Source organism: Nonomuraea sp. NPDC052634 (assembly GCF_040678535.1).
In the GTDB taxonomy this organism is placed as follows: domain Bacteria; phylum Actinomycetota; class Actinomycetes; order Streptosporangiales; family Streptosporangiaceae; genus Nonomuraea; species Nonomuraea fastidiosa.
Window position 1 is genome coordinate 13,975 of sequence record NZ_JBFATY010000001.1, and the last position, 14,772, is coordinate 28,746.

General features: G+C 69.1%; 13 protein-coding genes. 8 read left to right on the forward strand and 5 right to left on the reverse strand.

The genetic code is table 11. The features are described 5' to 3' along the window. Positions 1 to 11: 11 nt before the first annotated feature. Positions 12 to 1,328 (reverse strand): extracellular solute-binding protein, encoded by a 1,317-nt coding sequence (locus tag AB0K67_RS00070; RefSeq protein ID WP_364050260.1) that lies wholly within the window; start codon positions 1,326 to 1,328, stop codon positions 12 to 14. 179 nt (positions 1,329 to 1,507) lie between these two features. Between AB0K67_RS00070 and AB0K67_RS00075 the strand changes: the two genes are divergently transcribed. The 7 genes from AB0K67_RS00075 (at position 1,508) to AB0K67_RS00105 (ending at position 11,322) form a co-directional block, all read left to right on the forward strand. Further along, positions 1,508 to 2,548, forward strand: coding sequence for a substrate-binding domain-containing protein (locus AB0K67_RS00075; protein WP_364050263.1), 1,041 nt, complete (start codon positions 1,508 to 1,510; stop codon positions 2,546 to 2,548). Positions 2,549 to 2,704: 156 nt separating this feature from the next. Then, positions 2,705 to 3,685 (forward strand): LacI family DNA-binding transcriptional regulator, encoded by a 981-nt coding sequence (locus AB0K67_RS00080; RefSeq protein WP_364050266.1) that lies wholly within the window; start codon positions 2,705 to 2,707, stop codon positions 3,683 to 3,685. Between the two features lie 178 nt (positions 3,686 to 3,863). After that, positions 3,864 to 6,011 (forward strand): alpha/beta hydrolase-fold protein, encoded by a 2,148-nt coding sequence (locus AB0K67_RS00085; protein WP_364050269.1) that lies wholly within the window; start codon positions 3,864 to 3,866, stop codon positions 6,009 to 6,011. Between the two features lie 167 nt (positions 6,012 to 6,178). After that, positions 6,179 to 7,576 carry an extracellular solute-binding protein gene (locus tag AB0K67_RS00090; protein ID WP_364050272.1) on the forward strand — a complete coding sequence of 466 codons (1,398 nt, stop codon included), beginning with the start codon at positions 6,179 to 6,181 and terminating at the stop codon, positions 7,574 to 7,576. 173 nt (positions 7,577 to 7,749) lie between these two features. Next, complete coding sequence (locus tag AB0K67_RS00095) at positions 7,750 to 8,604, forward strand: sugar ABC transporter permease (RefSeq protein ID WP_364050275.1); 855 nt, start codon at positions 7,750 to 7,752, stop codon at positions 8,602 to 8,604. After that, positions 8,601 to 9,479, forward strand: a complete 879-nt coding sequence (locus AB0K67_RS00100) for a carbohydrate ABC transporter permease (protein ID WP_364050278.1) — start codon at positions 8,601 to 8,603, stop codon at positions 9,477 to 9,479. Before AB0K67_RS00095 ends, AB0K67_RS00100 begins: the two co-directional genes overlap by 4 nt. 466 nt (positions 9,480 to 9,945) lie before the next feature. Further along, positions 9,946 to 11,322, forward strand: a complete 1,377-nt coding sequence (locus AB0K67_RS00105; protein ID WP_364050281.1) for an AI-2E family transporter — start codon at positions 9,946 to 9,948, stop codon at positions 11,320 to 11,322. Here AB0K67_RS00105 and AB0K67_RS00110 read toward each other — a convergent pair. Further along, positions 11,288 to 11,698 (reverse strand): hypothetical protein, encoded by a 411-nt coding sequence (locus AB0K67_RS00110; RefSeq protein ID WP_364050284.1) that lies wholly within the window; start codon positions 11,696 to 11,698, stop codon positions 11,288 to 11,290. The genes AB0K67_RS00105 and AB0K67_RS00110 overlap by 35 nt on opposite strands. A 136-nt stretch (positions 11,699 to 11,834) precedes the next feature. Here AB0K67_RS00110 and AB0K67_RS00115 point away from each other — a divergent pair, with 136 nt between their 5' ends. Next, positions 11,835 to 12,425, forward strand: a complete 591-nt coding sequence (locus AB0K67_RS00115; protein WP_364050287.1) for a hypothetical protein — start codon at positions 11,835 to 11,837, stop codon at positions 12,423 to 12,425. 251 nt (positions 12,426 to 12,676) lie between these two features. Here the strand turns inward: AB0K67_RS00115 and AB0K67_RS00120 are convergent, their stop codons facing one another. The 3 genes from AB0K67_RS00120 to AB0K67_RS00130 all read right to left on the reverse strand — a co-directional run bounded on the left by AB0K67_RS00120 (position 12,677) and on the right by AB0K67_RS00130 (position 14,514). Beyond that, positions 12,677 to 13,618 carry an oxidoreductase gene (locus AB0K67_RS00120; RefSeq protein WP_364050290.1) on the reverse strand — a complete coding sequence of 314 codons (942 nt, stop codon included), beginning with the start codon at positions 13,616 to 13,618 and terminating at the stop codon, positions 12,677 to 12,679. 140 nt (positions 13,619 to 13,758) lie between these two features. Next, on the reverse strand, positions 13,759 to 14,025 hold the full coding sequence (locus tag AB0K67_RS00125; protein ID WP_364050293.1) for a YciI family protein: 267 nt from the start codon (positions 14,023 to 14,025) through the stop codon (positions 13,759 to 13,761). A gap of 177 nt (positions 14,026 to 14,202) precedes the next feature. Then, positions 14,203 to 14,514 (reverse strand): carboxymuconolactone decarboxylase family protein, encoded by a 312-nt coding sequence (locus tag AB0K67_RS00130; RefSeq protein ID WP_364050296.1) that lies wholly within the window; start codon positions 14,512 to 14,514, stop codon positions 14,203 to 14,205. Between the last annotated feature and the right edge of the window lie 258 nt (positions 14,515 to 14,772).

Sequence of the window (14,772 nt, forward strand, 5' to 3'; positions counted from 1 at the left end):
GCACGAGTCCGCTAGTCCACCTGGAAGCCCTGCTCGTTGCCGTACTGGATGCAGCGCTGGCGCCACTGCTCCAGGATCTCGGCGAGCGAGCCCTGGCCCGAGGTGTAGTACGGCGAGGCCAGGTCGCCGTAGATCGAGCGCGCATACTCGAAGAACGGCGGGAACTGCCAGTCGGAGGGGACGATCTCCGTGGCCTCGGCCAGCACGGCGCCCACCTTCTGGTCGCCGAAGTACTCGTTGGGCTTGCCGGTGAAAGCTTCGTTCTCCAGCACCGAAAGGTTCGGCACGAACGCGCCGGCGTCGACGCGGGTCTGCAGGCCGTCGCCGTGCGTGAAGTACTCCAGGAAGGCGAAGGCCGCCTCCTTGTGCTCGGCCGCCGCGGGGATGCCGAAGGAGCTGCCGCCGTTCGCGGCGCCGACCTTCTGGCCCTTCTCCCACTGCGGCATCAGGGCCACCTTGAAGTCGCCCTTGGCCTCCGGCGCGCGTTCGGGAAGGGTCGAGGTCAGCCAGCCGCCCATGGTCTGGGTGGCGAGGGTGCCGTCGTTGAGCGCCCGGTTCCAGTCGTCCGACCAGCCGGTGATCTTGGTGTTGATCAGGCCCTCGTCCAGCATCCTCTGCCAGAACGCCACGGCCTTGGTGGTGCCGGGGTCGCTGAAGTCGATGTGCACCTTGGTGCCGTCCACCTTGAACGGGCGGCCGCCGGCCTGCCAGATGAGCGAGAGCAGGAAGAAGATGTCGCCGGTGTCCTGGGCGATGTAGTAGTCGTCGCCCAGCTTGCGGATCTTCTTGGCCGCCTCGTAGTACTCGTCCCACGTGGCCGGCGGCTCGTCGATGCCGGCCTTCTTCAGCGTGGCCTCGTTGTAGAACATCGCTGACGGCCCGTAGTCGGACGGCAGTGCGTAGACCTTGCCGTTGACCGTCACGTCGTTCCACGCGGCGGGCACGTAGTCGCTCTTCAGTTTGTCCGCGCCCAGCTCGCCGAGGTCGGTGAGCTTGCCGGGGACCGCGAAGTACGGCACCGCGAAGTACTCGAACATCACCAGGTCGGGCACGCCGGATCCGGCCTGGATGGCGTTGTCGAGCGCCTTGTACTCGTCCTGCGACGAGCCCGCGTTGACGACCTCGACCGTGATGTTCGGATGCGCGGCCTGGAAGCCGGGTACGGCGCGTTCGACGGTGCCGTCCCAGCTCCAGACGGTGATCTTGACCTTCTCGCCGCTGTCCGCGCCCTCGGCGCCCGCCGTGCTGGAGCCGCCCGAGCACGCGGTGAGCGCGAGCATGGGTGCGAGTGCCGCGCAGAGGAGCTTGAGCTTCCGGGAGAGCCGCATGGGGTCTCGCCTCTCGTCCTGAGCCGGTTACGAAATTATTTCGCAACATGTTCGGTGTTGCGAGGACATTAGGTGTCCTGTCTGTCCGGTGTCAACGGGTAAATCACGATGCGATCCAGGGAGTCCGAGGCACGTGGTAGGTTGCGAAATAATTTCGTAGAGCCTGAAGGGAGCCCTGGATGGGACGGCGAGGTCGTTCCGAGCGCGTCACCCTGGCCGACGTCGCCCGGTTGGCCGGCGTCTCGCCGACGACGGCCTCGAAGGTGCTCAACGGCCGCAGCGACGTGGGCGCGAAGACCCGCGAGCTGGTGCTGGGCGTCATGGCCGAGATCGGCTACAAGCCCACGGCGGCGCGGCACGAACGGCCCCGCGACAACACGCTGGTCACGGTGCTCGACATCGTCGAGTCCCGGTATGCGGGGACGGTGCTCCAGGGCATACTGAAGGCCGCGACCGCGGCGCAGGCCGAGCTGCTGCTGCGCCTGCCGCCCAGCGAGCCGGTCAGCACCAGCCGCGCGGCGGCCCGCTCCTGGCTGGAGGATCAGAAGGCGTCCGGAGTCGTCGGTCTCATCGCGCTGGCCGTCGCCGTACCCGACCCCGTGATCGAGGCGGCCGAGGACGTCGAGCTGCCCATCGTCACCATCGATCCCATCGACACCACCGAGTCGCGCTTGGTCAGCATCGGCTCCACCAACTGGGCGGGCGGCCGCTCGGCGACCGAGCACGTCATCAAGCTCGGCCACCGCCGCATCGGCTGGATCGGCGGCCCGCTCGGCTCGGCCCCCTCATTGGAACGTTTTCACGGCTACCAGGCCGCGCTCGACTCGGCCGGCATCACGCCAGACCGCGCGCTCATCCGGCACGAGGCGTTCGCCGTCGAGGCCGGGCAGCGGCACGGCCGCGAGCTGCTCACGCTCCCCGACCGGCCGACCGCCATCGTCGCGGGCAACGACGAGATAGCGGTCGGCGTGCTGGCCGCGGCCGGTGAGCTGGGCATCTCCGTGCCCGGCGAGCTGTCGGTGACCGGCTTCGACGACACCCCGCAGACGCAGTGGACCACCCCGCGCCTGACGTCCGTCCATCAGCCGCTGGTCGGCATGGGCAGGATGGCCGTCGAGACCGTGCTCGGCATGGCCGAGGGCGTGCAGCCCGCCTCCCGGCATCTGCAGCTCGCGACGAGCCTCAGCATCCGCGACTCGACCGGGCCCGCTCCGTCCTGATCACCTGGTCAGTCACAGTTCGGTCATCACCGAAATTTACTCTTGTTTTTCGCGAACGTTATTGCTTACGTTGTCGTCGCAAACGTAACCGATAACGATTGCACCGAGTGAGGCGGTATGGCCGTGGGCGGCGGTTCGCCCGTGACGATGAGTGACGTGGCCAGACTGGCGGGCGTCTCCACCACAACGGTCTCACGCGTGGTCAACGGGCGGTACGGCGTGAGCGCCAGCACCATCGCCCAGGTCCGCTCGGCGATCGAACGGCTCGGCTACGAGTCGAGCCTGGTGGCCTCCAGCCTGCGGCGCCGCAAGACGGACGTGCTGGGGCTGGTGACGCACAGCTTCCAGTCCTACACGGCCGAAGTGCTCAAGGGCGTGATGGACGCGCTGCGCCAGTCCGGCCTCGACCTGATCATCTACGCCGACAGCGACCTGTACGGCACGTACGCGGAAGGCTGGGAGCAGCGGCACCTGTCCCGCCTCGCGGGCACGCTCACCGACGGGTGCATCGTGGTCACGCCCTCGGGCGAGATCCGCAGCAGCACACCCGTCGTCGCCATCGATCCCGCCACCGACTCGACGGTGCCCTCGGTCACCGCCGCCAACTTCGAAGGCGCGACCGCCGTGGTGGAGCACCTCATCGAGCTCGGGCACCGGCGTATCGGCTTCATCGCGGGCCGCTCGGAACTGGTCGCCTCCCGCTCCCGCGAGGAGGGCTACCTCCAGGCGCTGGCCCGCGCCGGCATCCCCGCCGACCCGGCGCTGATCGCGAAGGGCGACTTCCACCCCGGCTCCGCCGCGCCGCTCGCGCGGGCACTGCTGGAGCGGCCCGACCGGCCGACGGCGATCTTCGCGGCGAACGACGACATGGCGCTGACGACCCTGGAGGTCGCGAAGGACCTCGGGCTCAGCGTGCCCGGCGACCTGTCGGTGGCCGGGTTCGACGACATCCCGGAGGCCGCGCTGGCAGAACCCGCGCTCACGACGGTCGACCAGTCGGTCTACCGGCTCGGCTACGAGGCCGCCCGCATGCTCAAGGCGCTCGTACGCGGCGAGTGGGACGGCCCCCACCAGATCGTGTTACCGGCCCGCCTGGTCGTGCGCCGCTCCACCGCACCACCGAGAGCGGCGATGTGACCACGTTCGGTAACGAAGGCCCGCGCACCTGACACCCGCGGCCACGGGAGTCAGGTGGGCAAGCGGATCCACACGACGGATTGGAGGTGCGAAGCACACCAACCATCAAGTGTCCATCGCACGAATCAGGCCGACCAGCACAGCGTCAACCACGGTCGGCCATCAAGGGAGTTTTTGCATGCCTTCTTTACTTTATCACGGCAGGTCACGCCACCCAGGCGTGCTGAGGATCACCGCCGCGATCACCGCGGGGCTCATCGCGATCGCCGCCGCGGTCCTCGCACCGCGCCCGGCCCTTGCCGCCACACCGTGGCTGGACGTCTCCGACGACCGCTACGCATCGTTCACCGTCCCGGTCTCGGAGGTCGAGGCGGAGGCGGGCGGCTCGGTCTCGCAGGTCCTCATCGAGGGCAACTTCGGCCCCTCCTTCACGTGGGCGCAGTTCGGCCTGACCCTGCGCGGGCAGGCGTTCACCGGCGTGCTCGGCCCGCTGCCGCCCGGCCTGTACACGTACCAGGTCACGGTCAACGGGACCAAGGGGCTGAAGGACCCGACGAACGGCACCCGCGTCGCCTCCAAGCCGCTGTGGAGCACGTTCTTCGTGCCGGGTGACGAGGCCGCGCTGCTCGCCGACGTGCCCGAGGGGCAGGGCGGCAACGTCGAGACCCTCGCCTACGGCAGCGGCGGCGAGCAGCGTTCCGCCCTGGTCTGGACGCCGCGCGGCTACACCGGCAAGGGCAAGAAGCTGCCGGTGCTGTACCTCAACTCCGGGAACGGCATCGCCGCGAGCGACTGGCTCGACCTCGGCAGGGCCAAGCAGATCCTCGACAACCTCTCCGCCCGCAAGGCCATCGAGCCCATGGTGGTCGTCTTCAGCGACGGCGAGGCCGGCAAGGAGCTGCGCACGGCGGTCGCCGACCGCTACAACGTGCACGGCGGCCCGGCGCACCAGGCCATCGCCGGCGCGGGCGAGGGCGGGTCGCAGGCGCTGCGCGCCGCGCTCGGCCACCCCGCCGAGTACGACTACGCCGGCTCGTTCTCGGGCCTGCTGACCGAGGCGAACGGCCCCGCCCGCAACCTCAAGCTGCTGCGCCTCTACACGGGCAACGTGACGGACCCCGCGTACAACGCGACCGTCAAGCTGACGAAGGCGCTGGACCGCGCCCGCGTCAAGTACGAGTTCGACGGCGTGAACCCCGACGCCGGTGCGAACTGGAACGCCTGGCAGGAGAACCTGATCGACTTCCTGCCGCGGCTGTTCCGCAACGTGCGCGACCACGGCCCGAGCAAGGGGCACGGGAAGCTGAAGGGTGAGTTCACCCCGCCGCCGCCCGGCACCACGCCGACGCCGTTCCTGAGCGACGACGGGTTCGTCACGTTCGAGACCACGACCGAGTTCGCGAACGCCCAGCAGGTCACGGTGTGGGCGAACTGGGCTCCCGGCGGAAGCTGGCTGCGCGTCCCGCTCGCCAAGGCGGGGGACCGCTGGCGCGGCACCGTCGGCCCGCTGGAGCCGTGGTTCTACCACTACCGGCTGATCGTGGACGGCACCGCGGTCAAGGACACCTCCAACCCGACGAAGGTCACCTCCGAGCCCACCTGGAGCACGTTCCTCATCGAGGGCGAGCGTTCCAGGCTGCTCACCGACGTGCCCGAGGGCAAGGGTGGCAAGGTCGAGGAGCTGACCTACCACAGCAACGTCGTGAACCAGGAGCGGACCTCGCTGGTGTGGACTCCGCCGGGCTACGACCCCGACCGCGCGGAGCCGTACCCGGTGTTCTTCCTCCAGCACGGCGGCGGCCAGAGCTACACCGACTGGACCGAGATGGGCCGGGCCAAGCAGATCCTCGACCGTCACTTCCTGGACGGCAACCTCGTCCCGATGGTCGTGGTGATGAGCAACGGCAACGTCCCGGACTTCAACGCCGAGCTGCTGGAGAACGTCGTCCCGGCGGTCCAGGCCCGCTACAACGTCTCCGACGACCCGTCCCAGCAGGCCCTCGCCGGCCTGTCGATGGGCGGCGGCCAGACGTACGGCGTGCTCAAGGCGCATCCCGGCAGGTTCGCCTACATCGGGGTGTTCTCGGCCGGGTTCGGCAGCGCCGAGGGCGTCGACGCCGAGGCGATCAACCGCGGCACCAAGATGCTGCGGCTGTACATCGGCGACCAGACGGACTTCGTCTACCCGTCGTTCCAGGACACCCTGGCCACGCTGGACCGGCTCGGCATCCGCTACGAGTTCGACGGCGTGACCCCCGGCCCGCACGGCTGGGACGTCTGGCAGAAGAACCTCATCGATCTGGCACCACGCCTGTTCAAGCGCTGAGCACGGCGTCCCGGCCGGGCAGTGACCGGCCGGGATCGTGTTAGCGCTCACACGAGGACCGGCGAAGGACGGGGCACGGACGCCATTCGTGCCCCGTCCACGCCGATCACTCCGCCCCACCGGTGGCGCACCACCCCCGCGTGCGCCGCGATCGCAAGGAAACACACATGAAGAAGACACGGCTCTCCACTGCGGCGATCATGCTCGCCGCCGCGACCGCACTCGCGGGCTGCGCCCCCGACCTCGGTGGCGGCACGGGCACGAACGGCACCGACGGCACCAACGGCGCGACCGCCGCAAGCGGCGGCGACAGCGCGAGCAACTGCACCAACACCATCCCCAAGAAGGACCTGCCGGTCGTCACGATGTGGGGCTGGTACCCGAACATGCAGCTCGTCGTCGACAACTTCAACAAGCAGAACAGCGAGGTGCAGGTCTGCTGGACCAACGTCGGCCAGGGCAGCGACGAGTACGACAAGTTCCAGACGGCCATCGCGGCGGGCACCGGGGCACCCGACGTGATCATGATCGAGATGGACCGCATCCCGACCTTCCAGATCCAGAACGCGCTCGTCGACATCAAGCAGTACGGCTACGAGTCCGTCAAGGACAACTACAGCGAGGGCGCGTGGAAGGACGTCTCGGTCGGTGACGCGATCTACGGCGTGCCGGTGGACGGCGGCCCGGTCGCGATGATCTACCGGAAGGACATCTTCGACAAGTACGACATCAAGCCGCCGAAGACCTGGGCCGAGTACGAGCAGGCCGCCCAGAAGGTCAAGGACGCGGGCGGCCCGGCGTTCGGCGACTTCGCCGCCAACGTCTCGGCGCTCACCATGGCGCTGCAGATCCAGAAGGGCGCCAAGCCGTTCACCTACGACCCGGCGCAGAAGGACACGATCGGCATCAAGCTGAACGACCAGGCGTCCAAGGACGTGCTCGAATACTGGGGGCGGCTGGCGAAGAAGGGCCTGGTCGGCACGCAGGACCAGTTCACGCCCGAGTACATCTCCGGCGTCATCAACGGCAAGTACGCCACCTACATCTCGGCGGCCTGGGCGCCCGGCTACCTCACCGGCGCCGGCGTCGGCAAGGGCGAGGACACCGGCAAGTTCGCCGTCGCGCCGCTGCCACAGTGGGACCCCGACAACCCGGTGCAGGTGAACTGGGGCGGCTCGGCCTTCTCGGTGACCAGCCAGGCCAAGAACCCCGAGCTGGCGGCGAAGGTCGCCTACGGGCTCTACGCCGACAACGAGTCGCTCACCGACGGCTGGACCAACCAGATCATCTTCCCGCTGAACCTCAAGGCGCTGAAGGACCCCGCGTTCGAGGAGCTGAAGGTCGAGTTCTTCGACGGCCAGCAGGCCAACAAGGAAGTGTACGTCCCGGCGGCCAACGCCTATCAGGGCATGACGTACGCGCCGTTCGGCCAGTACTACTTCGACGCCATGACCAAGCAGGTCAGCGCGCTCATCGACGGCTCCGTCACCGCATCGGAGGCCGCCGACAAGCTGCAGGAGGACGTCACCCGCTACGCCAAGGAGCAGGGCTTCACCGTCCAGTGACGCCACGCCGTGGGACCGGCCGCCGCCCGAGCGTGGCGGCCGGCCCGCATACGACCCCCTGAGCAAGACCGTTCCCGGAGCCAGAAATGACCCTAACGATGGAGAAGAGTGCGCCACGCACGCAGGGCAGGAAATCGAGCAGTCGCGGTAAGGTGCGCCTTCGCGAGCATCTGATGGGGTGGCTCTTCGTAGGGCCGTTCGGGCTCGTCTTCCTGGCGCTGCTCATCGCGCCACTGGCGTACGCGCTGTATCTCAGCCTGTTCCAGAAAAGGCTGATCGGCGGCACCAGTTTCGTTTTCCTCGACAATTACGTAAAGGCGTTCACCGACCCGAGCTTCCTCTCCGGCACCTGGTTCGTCATCCGCTTCTCGCTGGTCTCGATTCCGCTGCAGATCATCGTCGCGCTGGTGCTGGCCCTGATCCTCGACTCGGTCACGTCGCTGTTCGCCCGCTTCTCGCGCCTGATGATCTTCCTGCCGTACGCGATCCCCACGGTGATCGGCGCGGTCATGTGGGGCTTCCTCTACAGCAAGAGCTTCGGGCCGCTGACCGACATCTTCGGCCTGTTCGGCGCGACCGCCCCCGACTTCCTCAGCAGCAACCTGATCTTCTACGGCCTGGTCAACATCGTCACCTGGCAGTGGGCCGGCTACTACATGATCATCCTGTACGCGGCGCTGCAGGGTATCGACCCGGCACTCTACGAGGCCGCCCGCATGGACGGCGCCAGCGGCTGGCAGATCGCGCTGCGCATCAAGATCCCGATGATCGCGCCCGCGCTGCTGCTGATCCTCGTCTTCTCCCTCATCGGCACCCTGCAGTTCTTCAACGAGCCGCAGATCCTGCGCTCGCTCGCGGCCGGCGCCATCGGCCCCGACTTCACCCCCAACATGTACGCCTACCAGCAGGCCTTCGGCCTGGCGAACTTCACCTACGGATCGGCGATCTCCTTCGCCCTCGGCGGCGTCGTCTTCGCCGGCGTCTACGCCTTCCTGTTCTTCACCCGCAAGCGGAGGAGCTTCCTGTGACCACCGCCAGCACGCGCACCGGCCGCCGGCCGAACCGCAACCTCCCCCTGCACCTGCTGCTCGCCTTCCTGGTCGTGTACTTCCTCGTGCCGTTCTGGTGGGTGATCGTCAACAGCTCAAAGGACGCGGCGGGCCTGTTCGGCGGCGGCAACACCCTGTGGTTCGCCGAGAACATCGACTACATCGGCAACCTGCAGCAGCTGTTCACCTACGACAACGGCATCTACGGCAGGTGGATACTCAACTCCACCCTCTACGCGCTGGCCGGCGGCATCGGCGCGACGATCCTGGCCGTCATGGCGGGCTACGGGTTCGCCAAATACCGCTTCATCGGGCGGCGCTTCAGCTTCTCCCTCGTGCTGGGCGCGCTCATGGTCCCGGCCACGGCGCTGGTGATCCCGACGTTCATGATGTTCTCCCAGGCCGGGCTGACCAACACCATCTGGGCGGTCATCCTGCCGTCGCTGCTCAACCCGTTCGGCGTCTACCTCATGCATGTGTACGCGCGCGACGCGGTCCCTGACGAGATCCTCGACGCGGCACGCTCCGACGGCGCGGGCGAGATCCGCACGTTCCTCCAGGTCGCGTTCCCGCTGATGCGGCCCGCGGTGGTCACCGTGCTGCTGCTGTCGGCCGTGGCCTCGTGGAACAACTACTTCCTGCCGCTCGCCATGCTGTCGGACAACCGGCTCTTCCCCGTCACCGTCGGGCTCGGCCTCTGGCAGGGCATCGCCTCGGCCAACAACGCCGGCACCACCTCGCTGTGGAGCCTCATCATCCTCGGCGCGCTGGTGTCGATCATCCCGCTCATCATCTCCTTCTTCGTGCTGCAGCGGCACTGGCGCGGCGGGCTCTCCGTCGGCGGCCTCCGGTAGCGGCCGGGGCTTGTGCGCGGCGGCGCCGCGTGGCAAATGGGGGCATTGCCACGCGGCAGACCCGCCGGTACCGCAGCGAGTTCGGCGGCGTCCGGTGGAGCCCCGGCGTACGGCCCGGCGAGTCGTCCTGGAACTACGGCGAGCGCCCCCGCGGGCTGCGAGGAACGTCCCGCCGCGATCGAACAGGCGCACCGTCCGGCTGTGAGCTGAGCGCCGCCTCGCGCTCGCTCGCACGCCGGCCCGGCGCGGGGCCGCTCCGCCTTCCCGCGCGGGGAACCGTGAGCTGAGCGGTCGCCCGCGCCGTTCGCCGTCGGCCGGTGCGGGTGACCGGACCGGCCGCGGCCGCGACGTGGCGACGTGGCGACGTGGCGACTCAGTGTGTCGATCTCGTGGCCGAGATCGTGCATGGTGGCTTGGCAGGGGGAAGAGACTGGTGGTGGAATCCAGGTCCGCTCAGGAGAATGCCATGACCAAGCCCGCCGAGCCGCGCGACCCCGGCAGCCGGAAGCACCGCTCCGATGAGCCGCGCCGCGTCCAGGTGCTGCTGTCGCCCGCCAACGTGTGGCGGGTCGGGTTCGCCGTCGTCGCGGTCGCCGTCGTGGTGTACCTCATCAGGTTCATCCTCACCGACGCCGGATCGCTCGTCATCGTCGTCGTGATGGCCTGGTTCCTGTCGCTCGCCATGGAGCCCGCCGTGGGCCGGCTGTCACGGCACATGCGCCGCGGGGCCGCGGCCGTCCTCGTGATGGCCGGCATCGCAGTGCTCGCGGGCCTCTTCCTCTACCTGTTCGGCAACCTGTTCGTCGAGCAGGCCGCGCTGCTCGTACAGGCGCTGCCCGACGTCGTCACCGGCGCCATCGACTGGATCAACGGAAGATTCGGCACCCGCTACGACATCGATACCATCCTCAGCTCCATCAACCTCACCCCGCAGCAGGCCGCCACCTACGCGCAAGACCTGGTGGGCGGCGTGCTCGGGCTGCTCGGCACGATCACCGCGGCGGTGTTCAACACCTTCGCGCTGCTGCTGCTCACGTTCTACTTCTCCGCCGACGGGCCCCGGCTGCGGCGCTGGCTCGCCCAGCTCCTGCCCGGCCGCGTCCAGCAGGTCTTCATCACGATCTGGGACGTGTCGCTGGTCAAGACCGGCGGCTACGTCTCCGCCAGGCTCATCCTGGCGGCGATCAACGCCTTCTGCTCGACCCTGGTGTTCATGCTGATCGGCCTGCCGTCGTGGCTGGCGCTCGGCGTGTGGACGGGCGTGGTGGCCCAGTTCGTGCCCACGATCGGCACGTACATCGCGATCGCGCTGCCCACCGTCGTCGGCCTCGTCTCGCCCCGGCCCTGGGTCGGGCTCGCGGCGCTGGCCTGGGGGATCCTCTACCAGCAGGTGGAGAACCTGACGCTGGAGCCGCGCATCAGCGGCCGGTCGGTGAACATGCATCCCGGGGTCGCGTTCGCGGGCGTGCTGCTGGGGGCGCAGCTGTTCGGGGCGGTGGGCGCGCTGCTGGCGGTGCCGGTGCTGGCCATGCTGCTGTCGCTGGTGGACACGTTCGTGGCGCGCAAGGAGATGATGCCGCTCATGCCCGAGGTGCCGGAGGCGTACCTGGCCGAGGACGAGGGCCCCGCCGACGCACCGCCCGGCCCCGAACCGGACGAGGAGAAGCCGGAGACGCCGGGGGAGGGCGACGCGGACCCGGCGAAGACGCCCGAGGCGGAGCGTCCGGCCTCCAAGGAGGGGCGTCCGGCCTCCGGGGCGGGGCGTGCGGCACCTGAGGCGGCTGAGGGTGAGCGGCCCTCCGTCGGGTCTACGCCTCCCCGGCCGCCTGGGAGCGCTGCTTGAGCTCCGCCTCGTACACGTGCCGCCGCCCGCCCGTGAGCCGGTCCCGCACCTGCTTCTCGATGTCGCGGAACACGGCGTAGTAGTAGTCGTCGTACGTCTCCACGACCTGGAACGTCCAGTGGCCCGGCAGGACGTCGCGGCCGACCAGCTCGGTCTGCAGGAGTTTGGCCAGCTCGTCGTGCCCGCCCTCGCGCAGCAGCTTCACGGCCTTGTGCAACGTCGCGTGGGCGGAGCCGGTGAGCTGGTGGAACGAGTACAGGTGCCCCCGTGCGCGCTCGACCGTCTCCAGCGCCTCCGACACCATCCCGGCGGCGCGTACCGCCTGGTCATCCGCCCCCTCGGGGCGGCGGTGCTCCTGATCGGGTGTGTATCCCATGCACTCTGCGTTACCCGATGTCGCGGGGAGGATGCGCGCGGGTTCGCGATCGTACGGGCGCTGCGGCCCTTGTGCCGGGACCGGTCCCGGCGGGTGATCCCTAAGATGGGCGATCTCGGCTCAGAAAGGATGACCGATGCCGGGCAAGACGAGCGTGGCGCCGCGTACCGCCGCCCGTGCCGTGCGCTCAGCCATCGCGCTGCCGTTCCTCCTGCTGCTCGCCGTCTGTGCGCCGGCCGTCTCGGCGAGCGCCTCACCCGCGCCATCGCCGTCGGGCTCTCCAGGCCCCGAGGTGTACGAACAGCCGGTCCTGGTGCACAGGAAGGACGGGAGCTTCGAGTGGATCAAACTCTATTCGGTGCGCCACAAGGAGACCGGCGAGTTCGTCATCATCGATTCTCAAGGCAAGGACTATGAGGATCTCGACGACTTCCGCGCCAACAACGACCTCTTCACCGAGGAAGACAAGATCACCATCCCCAGGAACTTCCCGACGCCTTCCGGCGGGAAGGACCTCCAGCTCATCACGGTCCCCGGGCACACCTCGAACGCCGGGACGTGGTGGCTGGCCGGCGGCATCGCAGTCGCGGTGCTCGTTTCGATCGGGGTGATCGTGGCCGTGCGCGGGCGCGGGGAGAGCCGCTCGTACGACGCCTGGCTGGCGGGCCTGCCGGACGACCGCCGGGAGCAATCCCAGGACGGCGACCAGACGAGGACCGACTCCTGAGCGCCGGACCGACGTACCGACTCCTGAGCGCCGGACCGACGTACCGACTCCTGAGCGCCGGACCGACGTACCGACTCCTGAGCGCCGGACCGACGTCAGGCCGAGTCGCCGCTCACGTGCCGGACCGTGAACGGCGAGCATGACGGCGACGGGCCGCTCGTCGGCGCGGAGCTCGCGTTAAGGCGTCGCTGCCCTCCAACCCGCCGTCGATGGCGGCGGGAAAGGAGGCGCCGCCGGTCGCGGCAAGCGGTTCACGCGGGCTTGGGCAGGTCGTACGTGACGCCGGTGAGGCGCTCCGACAGCTCCCAGACGCGGCCGGCCGTGACCGCGTCGTACAGGGCGGGCTCGCGAGTGCGCCGGGTCGGCTCGCCGCGCATCTGCAGCGGCCAGTCGGGCACGATGTACGAGCCTCCGGGCAGGCCGGGCACGGTGGCCGCGTACAGGGAGGTCTTCGCCCCCTCCTCGGGCGGCCGGAACGCGATGCGCTCGGCCAGCCGCATGGTGGCCAGATACAGCTTGCCGCGGGCGGCGTTGGCGCCGCCGGTCATCACGTTCGTCCTGGTGAAACCGGGCTCGACACCCATGCTGCGCAGCTTCAGCCCGGCGGCCTCGGCCCGGCGCTGCAGCTCCATGGCGAAGTAGAGCACGGCCCGCTTGGTCCGCCCGTAGTGGAAGGCCGCGCGGTAGGAGCGTTCTGCGTTGAGGTTGTCCAGGTCGAAGCGGACCAGCCGGTGCGCCATGCTGCTCACCGAGATCACCCGCGCGGCGGGCGCGGCCCGCAGGTGCGGCAGCAGCAGCCCGGTCAGCGCGAACGGCCCCAGATGGTTGACGCCGAACTGCGACTCGAACCCGTCGGCGGTCCGTGCGAACGGCACCGCCGCGATGCCCGCGTTGTTGATCAGCAGGTCGAGCCGGTCGTGGTCCCACCCGGCGGCGAACTCGCGTACGGACGCCAGGCTCGCCAGGTCCACCTGCCGCAGCTCCAGCCGCGCGTCGGGAACCTCCGCGCGCATCCTGTCCAGCGCGTTCTTGCCGCGCTCGGGATCGCGGCAGGCCAGCACGACGTGCGCGCCGCGCCGGCTCAGCTCGCGCGCCGTGACGTACCCGATGCCGCTGTTGGCACCGGTGACAACCACGATCTTGTCAGATTGGTCGGGTATATCGGTCAAGCTCCAAGAGCGGGGGGTGCCCATGCTCGTCACCTCACGGGGGGTTCCGGTACGTACGACAGAGCATGCCCGATTTGATCATCCGGAAGCCATGATCTCGGGCGGCGGGCCGAAACGAGGCTTCGTATCAGGACGCCGGGGTGGTCCTGATACGAAGCCACTCGTCACGGGAGGATCGGGGTCCACTCCTTCAGCAAGGCGATGTCGTACGCGTCCACCGCCGTGTACGGGTCGCGATCCAGGATCTCGCGCAACTCCGCCTCGTCCTCGACCTCGTAGATGTGCATCGCGCCCTTGTCGTCGGCCCACGGCCCCGCGGTGACCAGCCGGCCCTGCTCGAGCAGTGCCTGAAGGTGCTCCCGGTGGGCCGGGCGCACCTTCAGGCGGTCGTCCTCGTTCTTGAACTCGAGCAACAGTACAAATCTCGCCATGGGCGTCACATTAGTACCAAGACGATCTTTCGGGTGTCCCGCTACCAGGTCTTGCCGGCCTGCTCGCGTATCGCCCGGTTGATCCGGTTGAAGCAGTTGGTCAGGCGATGTGCAGGATGATCGACGAGAGCTGGTCCTCGTCGAAGTACGCGGCCGCGGCGTCCCAGATCTCGTCGGTCACTCCGGCGCGCCGTCCTGGATGCGGGTGGCCGCCTCCGTGAACGCGAGCGCCGCACGCTCGGCGCCGGTGTAGAACGGCGTCTCGCGCCAGGCCACCAGGCTGTGCAGCCGCTCGTCGGTCTCCCCGTGCTTCTTGGCGGAGGCGACCCCGGCGTACACGCAGGGGCTGCAGCCGTTGATCTGGCTGGCGCGCAGGTGCACCAGCTCCAGGAGGCGGGGATCGACGCCGCCCGAGTGGACGGCCTTATAGAGGTGCCCGACGGCGGTGGTCACGTCCGGGTTCGACGGCCGGTTCATCCGTGCTTGCATGGGTCGTGCTCCTTCATCGGTTACCTGTGCCCTTGCGGGCTCGTCATCCCCATGACGGAGCGGATGCGAGGAAGGTAACGACATGTCCCAGACCGGCCCGGTGACGTCGGGGGCTTCGGCGGCTTCGGTGGCTGCGGCGTTCGAGGCGCAGCGCGACCGGCTGCACGCGGTCGCGTACCGCATGCTGGGCTCGCACGCCGACGCCGACGCCGAGGACGTGGTGCAGGAGGCGTGGCTGCACCGCGGTGGCCGCCGGCG